Annotated in this window: 14 protein-coding genes; 6 read left to right on the top strand and 8 right to left on the bottom strand. The window is 65.8% G+C overall.

The genetic code is table 11. From position 1 onward, the window contains the following. Positions 1-206: 206 nt before the first annotated feature. From ABZO29_RS01425 to ABZO29_RS01410, 4 genes are all read right to left on the bottom strand, one after another. On the bottom strand, positions 207-683 hold the full coding sequence (locus ABZO29_RS01425; protein WP_367318286.1) for an ATP-binding protein: 477 nt from the start codon (positions 681-683) through the stop codon (positions 207-209). Positions 684-904: 221 nt separating this feature from the next. Then, positions 905-1,870: a phosphotriesterase gene (locus ABZO29_RS01420; RefSeq protein WP_367318285.1), complete on the bottom strand. Its 966-nt coding sequence runs from the start codon at positions 1,868-1,870 to the stop codon at positions 905-907. Positions 1,871-2,065: 195 nt separating this feature from the next. After that, complete coding sequence (locus tag ABZO29_RS01415; protein ID WP_367318284.1) at positions 2,066-2,884, bottom strand: alpha/beta fold hydrolase; 819 nt, start codon at positions 2,882-2,884, stop codon at positions 2,066-2,068. Further along, positions 2,881-3,141, bottom strand: coding sequence for a hypothetical protein (locus tag ABZO29_RS01410; RefSeq protein ID WP_367318283.1), 261 nt, complete (start codon positions 3,139-3,141; stop codon positions 2,881-2,883). Before ABZO29_RS01410 ends, ABZO29_RS01415 begins: the two co-directional genes overlap by 4 nt. A gap of 304 nt (positions 3,142-3,445) precedes the next feature. On the opposite strand from ABZO29_RS01410, the gene ABZO29_RS01405 reads away from it, so the two are divergent. After that, complete coding sequence (locus tag ABZO29_RS01405) at positions 3,446-4,750, top strand: hypothetical protein (RefSeq protein WP_367318282.1); 1,305 nt, start codon at positions 3,446-3,448, stop codon at positions 4,748-4,750. 10 nt (positions 4,751-4,760) lie between these two features. Further along, positions 4,761-6,251, top strand: a complete 1,491-nt coding sequence (locus ABZO29_RS01400) for an aldehyde dehydrogenase family protein (RefSeq protein WP_367318281.1) — start codon at positions 4,761-4,763, stop codon at positions 6,249-6,251. A 91-nt stretch (positions 6,252-6,342) separates the two neighbouring features. On the opposite strand, the gene ABZO29_RS01395 is transcribed toward ABZO29_RS01400, so the two are convergent. Then, complete coding sequence (locus ABZO29_RS01395; RefSeq protein ID WP_367318280.1) at positions 6,343-7,113, bottom strand: IclR family transcriptional regulator; 771 nt, start codon at positions 7,111-7,113, stop codon at positions 6,343-6,345. A 271-nt stretch (positions 7,114-7,384) separates the two neighbouring features. Here ABZO29_RS01395 and ABZO29_RS01390 point away from each other — a divergent pair, with 271 nt between their 5' ends. From ABZO29_RS01390 to ABZO29_RS01375, 4 genes are all read left to right on the top strand, one after another. After that, positions 7,385-9,142, top strand: coding sequence for an acetolactate synthase catalytic subunit (locus ABZO29_RS01390; protein ID WP_367318279.1), 1,758 nt, complete (start codon positions 7,385-7,387; stop codon positions 9,140-9,142). 61 nt (positions 9,143-9,203) lie between these two features. Next, complete coding sequence (locus ABZO29_RS01385; RefSeq protein ID WP_367326021.1) at positions 9,204-10,799, top strand: AMP-binding protein; 1,596 nt, start codon at positions 9,204-9,206, stop codon at positions 10,797-10,799. Between the two features lie 5 nt (positions 10,800-10,804). Then, positions 10,805-11,614, top strand: a complete 810-nt coding sequence (locus ABZO29_RS01380; protein WP_367326020.1) for an SDR family oxidoreductase — start codon at positions 10,805-10,807, stop codon at positions 11,612-11,614. 14 nt (positions 11,615-11,628) lie between these two features. Further along, positions 11,629-12,036 carry a hypothetical protein gene (locus tag ABZO29_RS01375; RefSeq protein ID WP_367318278.1) on the top strand — a complete coding sequence of 136 codons (408 nt, stop codon included), beginning with the start codon at positions 11,629-11,631 and terminating at the stop codon, positions 12,034-12,036. Here ABZO29_RS01375 and ABZO29_RS01370 read toward each other — a convergent pair. The 3 genes from ABZO29_RS01370 to ABZO29_RS01360 all read right to left on the bottom strand — a co-directional run bounded on the left by ABZO29_RS01370 (position 11,965) and on the right by ABZO29_RS01360 (position 14,180). Beyond that, positions 11,965-12,837 carry a DUF4184 family protein gene (locus ABZO29_RS01370; protein WP_367318277.1) on the bottom strand — a complete coding sequence of 291 codons (873 nt, stop codon included), beginning with the start codon at positions 12,835-12,837 and terminating at the stop codon, positions 11,965-11,967. The two genes, ABZO29_RS01375 and ABZO29_RS01370, sit on opposite strands and share 72 nt — an antisense overlap. A gap of 117 nt (positions 12,838-12,954) precedes the next feature. Next, positions 12,955-13,857 carry a hypothetical protein gene (locus ABZO29_RS01365; RefSeq protein WP_367318276.1) on the bottom strand — a complete coding sequence of 301 codons (903 nt, stop codon included), beginning with the start codon at positions 13,855-13,857 and terminating at the stop codon, positions 12,955-12,957. Beyond that, positions 13,854-14,180, bottom strand: a complete 327-nt coding sequence (locus ABZO29_RS01360) for a PadR family transcriptional regulator (protein ID WP_367318275.1) — start codon at positions 14,178-14,180, stop codon at positions 13,854-13,856. Before ABZO29_RS01360 ends, ABZO29_RS01365 begins: the two co-directional genes overlap by 4 nt. Positions 14,181-14,190: the final 10 nt, after the last annotated feature.

The following is a 14,190-nucleotide window of genomic DNA, read 5'->3' as shown; positions in this document are numbered from 1 at the left end:
CGAGTCGAGAGCGTCGGCCTCAAGATGCTGATCGTGCGTGCCGGAACGCAACTGCATGCATACTCATCCGACTGGTTCCGCGACTCAGATTGAAGTCGCGTGTGTGGCCGTCGTTTGTGGTCTGACGGTGATGCTCGTGCGCACTCGTCGTCGGGTCATACTGTTGGCAGCACGACATGATGTCTCTCTCTTCCGCGTGGACGGCTTCAGCAACACCCGCGAGATCGGCGATATGCGGCCCCTGCCTGCTCGCGAGCACGCACCGTGAATCCTCGGCTGGTCCGTCGGAGTTCGGCCTCCGCCGGGGCGTGCGGGGCCAGCGGAAGCTCAAACCAGACGCTCTTGCCGCCCGGGGTCTGGTGGCTTCCCCAGGAGTCGGCGAGCGCGTCGAGCAGTGCCAGACCACGGCCGCCCTCGGCATCGTCTCCAACCACGTTGCGCTGTGGCGTCTGTGCACTGGCGTCCTCGACTTCACACCGCAGAGCGGTGGCGTACCTACGGAGACTGAGCCGGATCGGGCCCGGAGCGTGACGAATGGCATTGGTGACCGCCTCGCTGATCAGTAGTTGCGCAGTGTCGATCAGACTGGACAGTTCCCAGTCGATCAGCTGTCCGGCCGCAAGTCGCCGCGCCCGGGCGGCCGAGAGAGCCCCATGGACAAGCGGCCAGGAGGCGATCAGCACAGGATCCGTGCGACCTCCGAGGTCGCGATGGGCAACAAGCATGGTCTGGCCGTCCGTTCTGTGATTGGGGCCTCTCCGCAGCGGGCCTGCGGTGGCCGGCGCGCTACGTTTGAGGTGCGAGGAGCTCCGTAGGCACAGTCGAGTGCGGAGGTGATGGCCGACAAGGACGACGTTGCCCGGGCGGTTCCTCAAGCGCCCGCAGCTGAGTGCCTGAGGCTCGCTCAGCCAGCCAGGTAGCGCCGGGGGTTCGTGACGAGGATGGTGTCGATGTCGTGTTCGTTCAGTCCTCGTTCCAGGAGGGCGGGGATGACGTCTTCGCTGATGTGGCGGTAGTTCCAGTTGGGCAGCATCTCCCGTTTGGCTGTGGGATCGCAGAAGTCGATGAAGCAGGAGGCATCGTGGGAGATCACGATGCTTTCGGCGAAGCCGCGACGCACGAGTTCGACGATGACGTCGACGCGTCGGGCGAAGGGCAGGAACGGGTCGAGGCCGAACCGGTCCATGCCCAGCAGGGAGCCGCGTTCCGCCAGTCGGCTGAGGTAGTCGAGGTCGTCGGAATCCCCGGAATGACCGACGATTACCTTCGACAGGTCGACGCCTTCCTTCTCCAGTACGGCTTGCGCCACCAGGCCGGTTTGGGTTGCCGCATGCGTGTGCACGGTGATCGGGGCTCCGGTCGCGACGCTCGCCTGCCCAACCGCACGCATGGCGCGTTCGACTCCCGGTGTCAGCCCCGGCTCGTCTATGGCGCACTTGAGGAATGCCGCGCGGACGCCGGTGTCGGCGATGCCGGAGGTGATGTCCTTGACGAAGAGCTCTGTCAGGAGCTCGGGCCTGTCGAACATGAGGCCCGGGCCCTGATAGTGGAACTGGTGTGGTACGTCGTTGAACGTGTAAAGCCCGGTTGCCACGACGATGTTGAGGTCGATCTGTTCCGCGATCCGCTGGATGCGCGGGACATAGCGGCCCAGGCCGAGGACCGTGGGGTCGAGGATTGTGTCGATCCCCAGGCTCTTGAGCTCGCGCAGGTCTCGGACTGCTTCTCTGACCTTCTGTTCCTCGTCCCAGTCCGTCTGGTAGTTGTTGCGGTATTCCTCGCCGAGCACGAAGACGTGCTCGTGAACGAGCGTCCTGCCAAGATCTTCCGGCCTTATCGGGCCGACGGCAGTGTGGATCTCTTTCGTCATGGAGATCACCTTTCTGGTTCGTCTTCTTGGGACCTGGCAGCGAACCAGGCCGACTTGAGGCCCCTCGTTCCTTTGCGGTCCGGGTCGGTTACCGCTTCCCGGTGCCTCATCACCAGTAGCTGCCGAACGCGACCACACCCGCTGCCCGATTCGGCGTCCAGAGTGCAACCGCCCAGGTGCAGTACCGAAATTGACTCAGCGCTGTGCCTGGAGGAAGTCCAGTACCTTCGGGATCACGAGGTCCGGCCGTTCCAGCAGAGGGCTGTGACCGACGCCGGGTACCATCACCAATTCCGAGGCGGGAAGTCCATTCGCGAATTCCTCAGCCCACTCCGGCGGCCGCACCGGACACTCTTCACCACTGATGACCAAGGTCGGTACTCGTACGTCAGGCAGCAGGCCCGTGGCATCCCCGCGCAAAGCAACACCGGCCATGGCCGGCCTCAGGCTGGGGGGAAGCTGGGCCAGGCGATCCGTCCAGAGCCCGACCGTCTCCTTCATACGGCTCGAGGCACGCGTCGACTCTCCGAACATGACATGCACCAGGAACTCGAGCCGTTCTCCCGTGAAGCCGTTCTGGACGACGTCGTCGATCCACGTCATGTAAGCGTCGACCTTGTCGGCCGGTTCAGACCGTGCTGAGGAACCAAGGAAGATCATCGACTTCACGAGGTCAGGACGGTATGCGGCAAGGCGCACCCCGACGTCTCCGCCCATGGAGGAGACCAGCAGCTGGGCCCGGGAAACCTCCAGTCGATCCAGAAGAGCCGCGATGTCACCGGCGCACTGCTCCATCGTGACCACGTCGCGGTCGGTCCCGGCGCTTCGGCCCTGGCCGCGGAAGTCCGGGCGGATCAGCCGAAAGGCGCCTGTCGCCTCTTCGACGAAGCTGTCGAACATGCGGTTGTCCAAGAAGAGTGAATGGAGACAGACGACCGGCTCCAGGGACTCCTCGCCGGTGTCGTCCACGTGGAGGGAGGTTCCTGCCACCCGGATCGTGTCAGCAGTTTTCACGGTGCACTTCCTTCTGCGTGGAGAGCGTCCTTCTCCTGCGATGCGTCAATTGGCCCCGAGCCGGCCCCGCGGTCGCGTGGAAGGTGAGGCTTGCGAATGGTTCGGATGGCGCGGTCCGCGACAAGCCCGAACGGGTGACTGCTTTTGATCTTCAGCCCGGTCACCCGCTCGTCCATGCTGAGCCTGACATTCAGGCTCAGCGGCACGCGCTCTGTGGTGTCGCAGCCGACAGAGTCCACGGGCTTGCCCAGACCCACCGCGACCAGGGTTGGGCTCACTACCGCAGTAGCCCATGTTGCTGCCGCGTGACGCGACGAGCAACGTCGTCATCGTTGTGTCCAGCACGGTCCCGATGCTTTCTTGCGCGGCGGCCTCCGGGGTTGTCTCGAAGCGGCGCCGCAGCGCGCGGCCGGCGCGTCGACGCGGCTCCAAGACCCGAATTCCCCTGGATGGCGAGACGTGGTTTGCACGACACCGCTATCAGCGTATGGTCACCTTAAAGGCATGTCAATATGTGCCATGCATTTCAAATAGTGAAATCATGCGGCAAGGAGAACGACCATGGGCCCATGGATGGAACGGACGGTGCCCCCAGTCAGGGAACTGCGCGCGCTGCGCGACACGTGGGCCTTGCACTGGGCGGCGTTCTTCGAGTCGGGTGGCGAGGCAGCGCCATCGCTGCCACAAGACATCCGCGACAGCTGGGTCCGCACCAGAGAGCTCACCGCGCCGCTGGCAACGGTCGCCGCCGCGCATCGACTGGCAACGAACGACGCGGGCTTCCCCCTGCGTAGCGCTGCACTTCACTTGGAACCGCACATGCGGGCGCTCTCGGTGGAGTCCGGCTACTTGATTGCCATCGCAGACACGCGAGGAACGCTGATTCATACCTCGGCCGGCCGGGACATGCTCAGACGAGCCGAGCGTGTGAACGCGGTGCCTCAGAGCGTCTGGGCCGAGCATGTAATGGGCACGAACGCCTTGAGTCTCGTGCTCCGCACGGGGCGTCCCGCCCAGGTGTTCGCAAGTCAGCACGCCGCCCAAACGCTCCATGACTGGAGCTGCTGGGCAGCACCCATACGCGCAGGGGGCAGTGGTGCCCTGAGCGGGGTTGTGAACATCGCCGCCCCGTGGGATCACTACGTACCCATGGGTGCCGCGCTTGCGCTAAGCATCGCCCTCATGGTCGAGGAGGATCAGGCAAGACTCGGGTACTCAGACGCCGGTGAGCGGCCGCACCTGGTCATACGCCTGCTGGGTCCTGCAGAGGTGGCTCTGCGAGGAGCGCCTGTACCCCTTTCCCCGCGGCAAATCGAGATCGTTGCCATACTCGCGATGGCACCCGGCGGTGTCTCCTTCGATCAGTTGCACAGTCACCTGTACGGCGACCGACGCGTTGCCGCCACGACGCTGCGGGTCGAGTTGTCGAAGCTGCGATCCCTCCTGGGAGGCGACGTGCTGCTCAGCCGGCCCTACCGGTTGAACGCAAAGGTGGATCTCGACCTGTCCCGAGCCCTTGGGCATCTCGCGGCAGGTGAAACGCATCAGGTCCTGGATCTGCTCCGTGGAGAGCCGCTGCCCTGGTCGGCCTCGCCCTACCTCCAGGAGACATGTACTCATGTGTGCGTCTCTCTTCGAAACCGCCTGCTCCTCACCGGTTGTGCCAGCGGTGCCCTGCGTTACGCCGAGATCTTTCCCTGGGATGACGAGGTCCTGCGCGCTGCGATAGAGCGCACTCCGCAGCATGATCCGCGACTTCCCGTGCTGCTGGGGCGGCTTGCGGCCTCGGCCTCCCCGGCGCCAACACTTCGCCAACACCTCGGACCTACGCTCGGCGCCCGAGACGGCAACCCACTGTCGTGGTAAGGAGTAGAGGATGTCAGAGACGCTGGCGGCCGACCGGCGGACGCCTTTCCTGTCCAAGCCTGCCAAGCTGTTCATCGATGGAGAGTTCGTCGACGCCGCGGACGGACGCACATTCACGACCATCGATCCAGGCACTGCCAAGCCCCTGGCCGAGGTCGCGGAAGCGTCGGCAGAGGATGTGAACCGCGCCGTTGCGGCCGCACGCCGGGCTCTCGAGGGCCCCTGGTCACGTCTGTCGCCGAGCGAGCGTGGCCGAATGATCCATCGCATAGGCGATCTACTGGCCGAGCATGGCGAGGAGTTCGCCGAGCTGGAAAGCCTCGACAACGGCAAGCCCTTCAGCGCCGCCCTCGGCGTCGAGGTGCCCCTTGCGGCCGACATGTTCCATTACATGGCCGGCGCGGCGACGCGGCTACGGGGCGCCACGATGACCCCGTCCGTTCCCTATATGCCGGGCAAGGAGTTTCACGCGTACACCCTGCGGGAGCCTGTCGGCGTCGTGGGACAGATCATCCCTTGGAACGTCCCCCTCCTCATGGCGGCATGGAAGCTCGCGCCGGCGCTCGCGGCCGGGAACACCGTGGTGCTGAAACCTGCCGAACAGACCCCCCTGTCTGCGCTTCGACTGGGGGAGTTGTTGCAGGAAGCGGGGCTCCCCGCCGGGGTCGTCAACATCGTGCCCGGCTTCGGTGAGACAGCCGGCGCTCACCTCGCCCAGCACGACGGAATCGACAAGATCGCTTTCACGGGCTCGACCGAGGTCGGCAAGGCGGTCGTCCGCGCATCAGCCGGCAACTTGAAGCGGGTCTCGTTGGAGCTCGGCGGGAAGTCGCCGAACATCATCTTTGCCGACGCAGACATTGACGCCGCCATCGAGGGCGCCGCCCTGGGCGCGTTCTACAACCAGGGGGAGGTGTGCTCGGCCGGCTCTCGCCTGTACGTACAGGAAGCGCAGTTCGATCGCGTTGTCGATGCGCTGGCCTCCTACGCCTCCGCCATCGAGGTGGGGTACGGCCTGCATCCCGATTCTCAAATGGGACCGCTGGTGTCGAAGGAGCACCAGGACCGCGTCGGTGCGTATCTCGAGCTCAGTCAAGAGTGCGGCGGGGAGGTACTCGCCGGCGGAAAGCTCATGGAGGGCCCCGGCTTCTTCGTGCAGCCCAGCGTGATCGCACGGCCGAACACGGACCACCGACTTGTTCGTGAGGAGATTTTCGGACCTGTCGTAACAGCTCTGCCCTTCCAAGACATCGACGACCTCGCCGATCAGGCGAACGACACGGTCTACGGCCTTGCTGCCGGCATATGGACGACCGACATCTCCAAGGCACACCGCCTGGCGAAACGTCTCAAGGCAGGCACAGTGCACGTCAACACCTACCACGTCTTTGCAGCAGAAACGCCCTTCGGTGGCTACAAGCAGAGCGGATGGGGAAGGGAGAAGGGCGACGAAGTGCTCGATCATTACCTTGAGACGAAGTCAGTGATCGTCGGGCTTTGACCCATCACGAGCGTCGAAACGGGAGCGCATCCCCGTACCCGGGTACTCGCATGGCCGCGCACCTAAAAGCGCGGCCATGCAATGGGTGCCATCAGCTGCCAAGGAGTTCGGTCGCCTGACGGGCCGCCTCCAGAACATCATGGACCCGCTCTGAATGCGTGCCGCTGATCCTGGATGTCGGGGCCACGATGCCAACGGCGCCGTACACGTTCCCGGCCTTGTCGAACACAGGGGACCCGATGGCCGAGATGCCCAGGCTTGACTTCGTGTCCACCGCCCAGCCCTGACGGCGAATCACCTCATACTCCCGATCCAGAGCGGCAAGCATGTCCTGTTGCTGGGCCTCCGTGTATTCCCCCAAGTCCTTGAGTACCATCTCGCGTTGCTGCTCGGGGCTCAGATGCGCAAGCACTGCCTTGCCCGCTGCCCGGATGTATTCTCTGCCCGCCAGCCCGACGTACAGACCACTGACCCTCAACGGCTGCGATCCTTCGACAAGCACCTTGAGAATCACCCGGTTATTGGTCTCCAAGGTGGAGAAGAACGCCGTCTCCTCAGACTTCCGCGCAAGTTCGTCCACGAGAGCAGACAGCTTCTCACTGACGTTGAAGCTGCGCTGGAACCCGTTGAACAGAGCCCCGACGCTCGCTCCCAGAGTCAGCCTGAGGTCTGGTCGTCGTTCGAGATATCCACGACCGATCAGCGTCCGCATCAGGTGGTAACACGTCGTGATGTTCAAGCCCAGCTCAGAGGACACCTCCTGAACCGTCGGCGGGGCATCGCGTCCAGCAACGTACTCGAGAAAGTTCAGCGCACGCTCGACCGTCTGGAGCGGAGGCTGCTTACTTGATCGCGTGTTCACATTATGAAAATTAGCACGCCGCGAACCCGCCTCAGGAGCGGATTGCCGGGGGCCGGCCGACACGCGGCGCCACCACTGCCCCGAGAGTCCACCTGCATCGCGCCGCTGGTGCGGCCGATGCCGTCGGGCCAGTAGCGGCATCTGATGTGCGCCCCTGCGCTCCGGAGGTCGGACCTCTCACCCCTCGAGCTCGGGGCGCACACTCTCTTTTCAATAGTTGACATTGATTTCACAGTATGAAACAGTCGCTTGCATAACGAGGAGGAAGCTCATGAGTGACACCGTTGCTGACGTACTCGCCAAGGCCCTTGCCCGGCATGGTGTGACATCGATCTTTGGCCAGAGCAACCCGACGGCCTTCATGCTGGCTGCCGAGCGAATAGGGATCCGCCAGATCCTGTACCGCACCGAGAACGCCGCAGGCGTGATGGCTGACGGCTTCGCCCGGATCAGCAATCGGATCGCTGTTGTCGCTGCCCAGAACGGTCCGGCCGCCACGCTCATGGTGCCGCCCATGGCGGAAGCCCTGAAGGCGTCAATCCCGATGCTGGTTCTGGTGCAGGAGGTACCGGCGTCGGCGCGCGACCGTAATGCCTTCCAAGAGCTGGATCACTTCGCGCTCTTCGCCGGAGTTTCCAAGTGGACGCGCCGAGTCGACGACCCCTCGAGAGTCGAGGACAACGTCGACATGGCCATGATGGTCGCCACCAGTGGTCGGCCGGGCCCCGTCGTGCTACTGCTCCCGAGGGACGTCCTGCAGGCGCCGGCAGCAACAGCCCGTTTCACGCGCAAGCGCGAGCTGGGAGGCTTTCCACTCGACCGGCCGCGGCCCGAGGCCACTGCAGTTGCGGAGGCGGCTCACCTCATCGCTCAGGCTCATTCACCTTTGGTAGTCGCAGGTGGCGGAGTGCACCTCTCTGGTGCGGTAAGGGAACTGACCGCACTCCAACGCGTGGCGCACCTCCCCGTCGTGACGACAAACATGGGGAAGGGGGCAGTGAGTGAGCTGGATGCCTTGTCGTTGGGTGTCGCAGCGAATGTAACTGGCCGAAGGGGCCCGGCCCACCACCATCTCTCCCTGATCCAGGAGGCCGACGTCGTCCTGCTGGTCGGGACACGGACCAACGAGAACGGCACGGAGGGGTGGACCCTCACCTCACCCAACGCAACCTACATCCACATCGACATGGATCCGCTGGAAGTCGGCCGCAATTACGAGGCGCTGCGGCTCGTCGGCGACGCAAGATCGGCTCTTGGTGATCTCGCTGACGCGCTGGAGGCGTGCGACCTCACGAAGCGACAGCGCGCAGCAGAGACTCTTCGCGAGCGCATCGCCGAGGGACGCCGGCGCCGCGCCGACGAGATCGAGGCGGCGGTGCCCTTCGACAATCACCCCATTGCTCCGGAAAGGCTTCTGTGGGAGCTGGATGCGTTGCTCGTCCCCGACGACATCGTCGTCGCGGACGCCAGCTACTCCTCGTTCTGGGTAGCGAGCTACCTCACGGCCAAGCGGGCCGGCCAGCGGTTCATCTTGCCCCGTGGTCTGGCAGGGCTGGGGTGGGGTCTACCTCTGGGGCTGGGAGTGAAGCTGGCAACTCCCGACGCCCGCGTGGTTGCCGTCGTCGGCGACGGCGGGTTCGCCCATGTGTGGTCCGAACTGGAGACAGCCATCCGTGAGGACCTCCCCCTGACCGTGATTGTGCTCAACAACCAACTCCTCGCCGCTCAGGCGCACGCAGAGATGGCCTTCTTCGGGCAGACGACCACCGGCATCGATTTCAAGCCGGTTGATCACGCAGCGATGGCGGAGGCGGTCGGGGCTGCCGGAGCCCGCATCACCAGCCCCGATCAGCTGGAGCCTGCACTCAAGGATGCCCTGGCATCCACCACCGTGACCGTGTTGGACGTAGTGGTTGACCCCTACTCATATCCTCCAGTGCGCGCCTGGGACGGAAACGCAGACCGGATCAGCCGGCGACCCAAGGCCGACCAAGCGGAGCCCGCGCTGCCCCACCATCCGAAGGGATGACGAAGAGGTGTCCTCAAGAGACAACGAAACGAGAGCGTCGCACTGGCCTGCCACGACCACAATCTCCGACTGCGACTACACAATCGGTGACGCCCTTCGGAAGGCCGCTGCCCGCTGGCCTTCTCGGACCGCACTGGTGGAGGGCATCGTCGGAAGTGACGCACGCACCTGGTCCTACGCTGAGCTCCTTCGTGACTCGGAGGCGGTAGCGAGAGCTCTGCTGACCCATTTCCGCCCCGGCGCACGGATTGCTGTCTGGTCAGCCAACTCCCCGGAATGGGTATGCCTGGAGTTCGGAGCGGCGCTGGCGGGCATCACTCTCGTGACCGTCAACCCGGCCTACCGTTCTGCAGAACTTGAATTCGTCCTCCGGCAGTCACGGGCGCATGGAATCTTCGTCCAACCGCAGGTCAACTCACGCGATCTGCTGGCCATGGCACAGACCGTGTCCGAAGAACTGCCCGAGCTTCGATTCGTCCAGTCCCTGGAGCAGTGGGGCGACTTCCTGTCCTCCTCTTCAGCCGGCACCCCCCACCTGCCACACGTCGGTTTCACTGACCCCGCCCAGATCCAGTACACGTCGGGGACTACCGGCTTCCCCAAGGGCGCCGTGCTCTCCCACCGAGCCCTTGCCGTGAACGGTCGCCTGTACGCAGAGACGATCGGAGCGACACCGGAAGACGTATGGGTCAACCCCATGCCGCTGTTCCACACGGCTGGCTGCGGGCTCGTCACCCTGGGCGCATTGCAGACCGGCGGCGTCCACGTGTTGCCGGGTAGGTTCGACGCCGATCTCATGCTGGATCTGTTCGAACGCCACCGCGGGACGATTCTGCTGTCAGTGCCCACCATGCTCATCCGGATGCTGGACGCTCAGCGCACGTCAGCGCGTGACCTCGGATCGTGGAGGCTCGCAACATTGGGTGGCGCTCCTGTGCCGGTCGAGCTCATCCGTCGCGCCCGGCGCGACTTCGGCGTCGACGTTGGGATCGGCTACGGACAGACGGAAGCGGCGCCCTACATCACCCACACCGTCCCGAGTGACACGCATCCGCGGTGGATGGAGACAGTCGGACGGCCCTTGGCGCACGTGGAAGTAAAGATCGCCACGCAGGGTACCGGCGAGTCGCTACCCATCGGTGAACTGGGCGAAATCTGCACGCGGAGCATTTGCGTGATGAGCGGCTACTTCGAGAATCCGGAGGCTACTTCCACGGCCATTGACAAGGACGGCTGGCTGCGCACCGGCGACCTGGGAAGCATGGACGCGGCGGGATACGTGCGCATCAAGGGCCGGGTCAAGGACATGATCATCCGCGGTGGCGAGAACATCTATCCCCGCGAGATCGAGGATCTCCTCTTCACCCACGAATCGATCGCCAACGTGTCGGTCGTAGGCCTGCCGCATCACGAGTGGGGAGAAATCGTCGCTGCATTCGTCCAGGCCCGACCCGGTGCAACCCTCACGCAGGATGACCTGATCAGCCACTGCACAGGGCGGATCGCCAGCTACAAGATCCCCCAGGTCTGGGAATTCGTCGCCGACTTCCCGCAGACAGCGTCCGGGAAGATTCAGAAGTTCGCGCTTCGCGACCACTATCTCAGCCGCACCGACCCGCCACCCCAGCCGGACAACTTGCATCGGAGAGGCGCGTGACCGCCATGAAGGACAAGACGCTCTTCATCACCGGCGGCAGCCGTGGCATCGGCCGTGCCATTGCGCTCAGGGCTGCCGCCGAGGGAGCCAACGTCGTCATCGCAGCCAAGACAGCCGAACCGCACCCAAAGCTCCCCGGGACTATCCACACCGTCGCGGCCGAGATCGAAGCGGCAGGCGGGCGCGCGCTCCCTCTTGCTCTCGATGTGCGCGAAGAGGACCAGGTCGCGGAGGCCGTGGCATCGGCCGCCCACCACTTCGGTGGTATCGATGTGCTGGTGAACAACGCAAGTGCGGTGTTTCTTGCAAAGGCCGCGGAAACGCCACTCAAGCGCTTCGATTTGATGTTCGACATCAACGTGCGAGGAACGTTCGCCGCGTCGCAGGCGTGCATCCCCTACCTCGAACGTTCCGAGAACGGACACATCCTGACCATGTCGCCCCCGATCGATCTGCAACCCGGCTGGTTCGCCGGCCGAAGCGCTTACACCATGTCCAAGTTCGCGATGAGCATGACAGTGCTCGGTTTGGCCGAAGAACTACGAGCCGGCAGCGTGGCCGTCAACGCGCTGTGGCCCAAGACGATGATCTACACTGCCGCATCCGCGATGTTCGGTCTCGATCGTGCGGGCTGCCGTTCGACCGGCATCATGGCCGATGCAGCGCACGCCATCCTCACCCGTCCGAGCACCGAATGCACTGGCAACTTTTTCCTCGATGAGGAGGTACTTCGCGAGGAAGGTGTCACCGACTTTGCGAAGTACGAACTCGTTCCCGGCACGCCGTCTGAAATCGACCTCTTCGTGACGCCCTGACAGGGCGGCAAACCATGTGCTCAGCAGTGGCAGGTTCGACGACTGGCTTCCCCCTGACGGCTGACCGACTCGTGGCCGCCGTACGGAGCCCGGCGTGCGGTGCGCACGGCGACGACGGTCAGCGCCGCGACCGTCACGGCGACGAGCAGCGGGTGCCCGACCAGCCCGTCAGGGGCGAGACACGCGAACTGGGCTGGCTGGTCGACGGAATCGTCGAGCTCGCCCTGTCCGGCGGCCGCGACGAAGCCGAGGAGCCCGTCGAACTGGTCGCGGTGGCCCGGCGCGTCGCGCAGCGCGTGTATGAGCGCAGCAAGGATGGGTGCAGCGGCACGGGGCCTCGGTGGGGCGAGTCAGGCGGTGGTGTTCGCCCGCGGGGCGTCGTCGTACCCGGAGCCGGCTCCGCTCCCGCGGGTGCGGGCTGACGTGACGGCGTGCCAGATCCACCACACAGCCGCGTAGAGGACCAGGGCGCCGATCAGGGCGGAGCCCGCGCCTTTTGCCGCGTCGGACAGTACCCCTTCGATCACGGCGCTCGGCCGCAGTCCGGTTGTCGCCGCATCTGGGTCGGCGAGCCACGACCAGGCGTGGGTGACGGCTCCGACGACCGTGACCAGAGCCACAGCGAGGAGGGCAGGGCGCCGCGTTGCGCCACTGAGGCCGGTGCGGACTTGATCAGTAAGGAGACGGGCTCGCCTGCGCCACACGTACGCCGCGGTGGCGGCCAGACCGCCGATCGTGCTCGCATGCTGCAGGGCCCGCGCCCAGGTGAGGCTGCCCACCAGCTTGGAGGTTAGCCAGGGCGCATGGGTGGCCACGAAGCCGTCGTGGTGGGTGAAGGCATCCCAGAGCAGGTGCGTGGCGATGCCGATCAGGGCGGACAGGACGATCCACCCGGCTCGCTGTATCAACATGCCGGCCGTCCGGGGCGGCGACGGGGGGACGCGTATCGGCAGCAGGGACGCCAGCGGGCGATGGCCGGCTCGGAACAGACCCCACAGCGTGAGGGCGTACGGCAGGGTGACGGTGACAGCGCCGGGAGCGGTGTGTGAGGTCGTGGCGTTGACGAAGGGTTCGTACCAGGACTGTGCGCTGACGGGCAGGCCCGTGGTGACAACGAAGTAGGGCATGTCCGGTGCGACGGCTCCGGCGACCAGTGCGGCCCGGCTGAAGGGCCGCCGCATCAGCGGCAGTACGGCCGCGGGGTGGGACAGGGTGAACGGCATGAGCATCCTCTCGCACAGACCAATAGTCAGTCGAACGGAATGCTACGTCAAACGGACTATTCGGTGGACGGTGGATGTCGCTGCGCCCGGTGTGGATGCCCGACCGCGGCAGGCCGTTCAGAGGAAGGTGTGTCGGGCTCGCCCCAGGCGGCCGGCCAGCAGGGCGAGCGCCGCGGTGGTCGGCAATACGGCTGCCAGACACGCGACAGCAGCCGCCTCACCCCCCGCTGTGGTGTAGGCCTGGGCGAGCAGAGGCGGGGAGGCCAGGACCATCGCCCCCAGCTCGCGGCCGCCCCGTGATCCACTGCGCCAGGTCAGCGCGACACCGGTCGCGGCGAGGACGAGCAGCGGCCAGCACCCGTAGTCGGTGCTGACCCCCGGCACCGCGTGCGCGCCGATGGCCGCCCGTGGCACGACCACGAGCGCGATCACGGCACCGGCCATGCCCGCCCGCCCCGCCGCGGTGCTCTCCAAGCGCCGGTCCGGCGGGCATGCGAGCACCACGGCCGCCGCCAGGGACGCCGCGGCCGGGGTGACGACCGGGTCACCGAACGCCGGCCCGCTGACCACCGCGGCCACCGCGAAGGAGAGCAGCCCGGCCACCGTGCAGGGCACCCCCACGCGCCACCGGCCGGCCAGCGCCGACGCCGCTCCCGCGAACACGATCAGCGACGAGACGAGCAGCACACCCCACGCCCCCGACAGGTCGACTCCAAGCTGCACCCCCCACGGGGCGGGTGAGGAGGCGAAACCGGCGTACCAGCGCAGAAGGTGCAGGCCGCACGCGGAGGCCGAGGCGGCCAGGACGAAGGGATACGCCAGCGCGAGAACCTGCGCGACAGGAGCGGCCGACCCCAGTCCCATCCGCATCCGCATCGCGTGCGCCGCCAGACCTGCGCCTTCTTGCAGCCGCGAGCTCAGCGGCTCGCCTGCGGTCATTTCGCGATAGGTCGCGGCGATCTCCCCGCCATGGGCCCGTCGGTAGTCAGCGGGATACAGCCGCAGAACGTGCTCGATCATGTGGCGTCCGCTGCCGGCCGCGTGACGGACAGGCGGCGAGTGGCCTCCCTCGCCGTTGCGGCCAGGCGCTCGGCCTCCACCGCGAGTCGCTCCCGCCCCGCCGGGGACAAGGTGAAGATCCGCCGGGCTCGGCCATCGACGACCTCCTCGCGCTCGACGTCGATCAGGCCGTCGGCCAGCAGGCGATCCAGGGCCCCGTACAGGGCTCCTGTACGCAGCACGACACGGCCGCCGGTCATCGCCTTGACCTCCTGCGCGATGGCGTATCCGTGCCGGGGTGCGTCCGCGAGGGCTGTCAACACCATCAAGGTGGGCTCTTGCATCACGCGCTCA

Origin of the sequence: Streptomyces sp. HUAS ZL42, from assembly GCF_040782645.1 — a bacterium.
Lineage (GTDB): Bacteria > Actinomycetota > Actinomycetes > Streptomycetales > Streptomycetaceae > Streptomyces.
This window is presented reverse-complemented; position numbering and strand designations above follow the sequence as displayed.